Raw genomic sequence first — 2,375 nt, forward strand, 5'->3', positions numbered from 1 at the left:
ATATGCAATATATGGAAGACATATTTTAGACACAATTCCTCTTGCAGTTACAACTGCTTATATCTGTTTTTTTGCAGCCTTTACTTTTTTAGCTGCAGGGTTATATCAAAACAAGCTTAATTTTAGCTTCACTCCTGTTAGTTGGATTTATGTTGGCCTAATTACTTTAATAACAGTTGGTGGTTTTTTGTCGTTTTTTGCGGGTATCAAACTTACTAGCCCCACAATTGTGTCAATTTTAGGAATGACAGAACCGATTATGACAATTATTTTGTCATTTATTATATTTTCTGAACAATTTAGTCTAATTCAAATTATCGGCGTAGGCCTTGTTTTGACGGCATCCACACAAGTCTTGTTTAAAAAACAGAAAAAAATTATAAAAAATTATTAAAAAAAAGAAGGATATTTTGAATTGGCAGAGAATTATAAATATAAGAGATTGTCGACAGATGACTGTATATTGTTGTCAATTGTTTGAAACTTGGAACAAAATGTCCTTCGGACAATCTGTAATACAGTAAGGTTAAATTTTATTGGTAGCGGAAATTATACGCTAGCTAATAAAAAAGATAATAAAAATTAAAATTATTATCCTTAAAATTGAAACTGAAGCTATTTAATAACTTTCAGTTAGTTTTCAAAGGAGGTGAATATGTGGAATTATTAAAAAACTTTAAAGAAAAAGCTGCTTCAGATTTGCAAAAGATTGTTTTTGCTGAAGGTGAAGATGAAAGAATTATTAAAGCTGCTGAAATTATAAAAAAAGAAGGTATTGCCGAAATAGTTATTTTAGGTAATCTGAATAAAATTGAAAAAATTGCTGCTGGAAAAGATATAAATCTTGAAGGTCTGACAATTATTGATCCTGAAAAATCAGATTACATATCAAAATTTAGAGAAGAATTTTATGAGTTAAGAAAACACAAAGGAATCAGTAAAGCAGATGCTGAAAAGATGATTAAAGATCCGCTGTATTTTGGTACAATGATGATTTATACAGATAAAGCGGCTGGAATGGTTGCCGGTGCGGATAATCCAACCGGAAATGTTTTAAGACCTGCCTTTCAGATAATTAAAACTAAGGCAGATATTTCAACAGTATCTAGTGCAATAATACTGCTTTTAAAAGATAAAAGCTTTGGCGAAGATGGGATTATAACTTTTGCAGATTGTGCGGTTAATCCCACTCCTAATTCTGAGCAGTTAGCTGAAATTGCTCAATCTACAGCTGAGACAGTTGAAGATTTATTAGGTTTTGAAGCTAAAACTGCGATGCTTTCTTTTTCAACAATGGGCAGTGCTCGTCATGAAAATGTGACGAATGTTCAGGAGGCAGTAAAAATTGCTCACAGTAAGTTTCCTGATTTAAAAGTTGATGGGGAAATGCAGGCTGATGCTGCACTTGTCGAAAGTGTTGGTGTCAGAAAAGCACCTGAAAGTGAAATTGCAGGTAGAGCAAATGTTTTGATTTTCCCTGATCTGCAGTCCAGCAACATTGGGGTTAAGCTGGCCCAGCGTTTAGCAAAGGCTGATTCAATTGGCCCGATTCTACAGGGGCTGGCAGCACCAATTAATGATTTATCAAGAGGTTGTTCTGTTGAAGAAATTGTAAATCTAACTGCTATCACTGCGATTCAGGCTCAAAATCATTAATTTCAATTTGTTTTGTTGTTAGTACAATTAAATTAACATAAAATCATAAGGAGGAATAAAATGTTATTTACAGAAAAAGAGTATGAACAGCGGGTCAAAAAGACTAAAAAAAGAATGGAAGAAGCAGGTATTGAAGTTTTAATTGCTACTCATCCAGCAAACATGAATTATCTTACAGGATATGATGGCTGGTCATTTTATGTTCACCAGTGTGTAATTGTTTCCCTAGATCAGGATGAGCCAGTATGGATTGGTAGAAATATGGATGGAAACGCTGCAAAAGTAACAACTTTCTTGAGTGAAGAGAATATTAGAAGTTATGCTGACGACTATGTTCATTCTCCAGTTGGCAAACATCCAATAGATTTTGTTGTAGATGTTATTAAAGATAAAGGCTGGGAAGACAAGGTTTTTGGTGTAGAAATGGATCAGTTCTATTTCACTCACAAAACATATCAAATTTTAAATGACAGTTTACCTAATGCTAGATTTAAGGATGCAACTTTTTTAGTAGCTAAAGTTAGAGCTATTAAATCAGCTCAGGAAATTGAATTCATGAAGAGAGCTGGTAAGATTGCAGAAAAGGTTATGAAAATAGGTATTGACTCTGTAAATGTAGGTGTTAGAGAATGTGATGCAGCTGCAGAAATTTCTCATGCCCAGATTAGTGGAACTGAAGAATTTGGTGGAGATTATCCAGCCATAGTACCTTTAATGCC

3 protein-coding genes are annotated in these 2,375 nt (G+C 33.6%); all 3 read left to right on the top strand.

Annotated features, from left to right (window positions below):
• Nucleotides 1-394, top strand: a 394-nt coding sequence (locus CI949_RS19900; protein WP_290769676.1) for a DMT family transporter, incomplete at its 5' end; no start/stop codon positions are given.
• Between the two features lie 263 nt (nucleotides 395-657).
• On the top strand, nucleotides 658-1,656 hold the full coding sequence (gene pta, locus CI949_RS19905; protein ID WP_089717522.1) for a phosphate acetyltransferase: 999 nt from the start codon (nucleotides 658-660) through the stop codon (nucleotides 1,654-1,656).
• Nucleotides 1,657-1,716: 60 nt separating this feature from the next.
• The coding region (locus tag CI949_RS19910) for an aminopeptidase P family N-terminal domain-containing protein (RefSeq protein WP_290769679.1) at nucleotides 1,717-2,375 on the top strand (659 nt) is incomplete at its 3' end.

Source organism: Halanaerobium sp. (genome assembly GCF_003070835.1).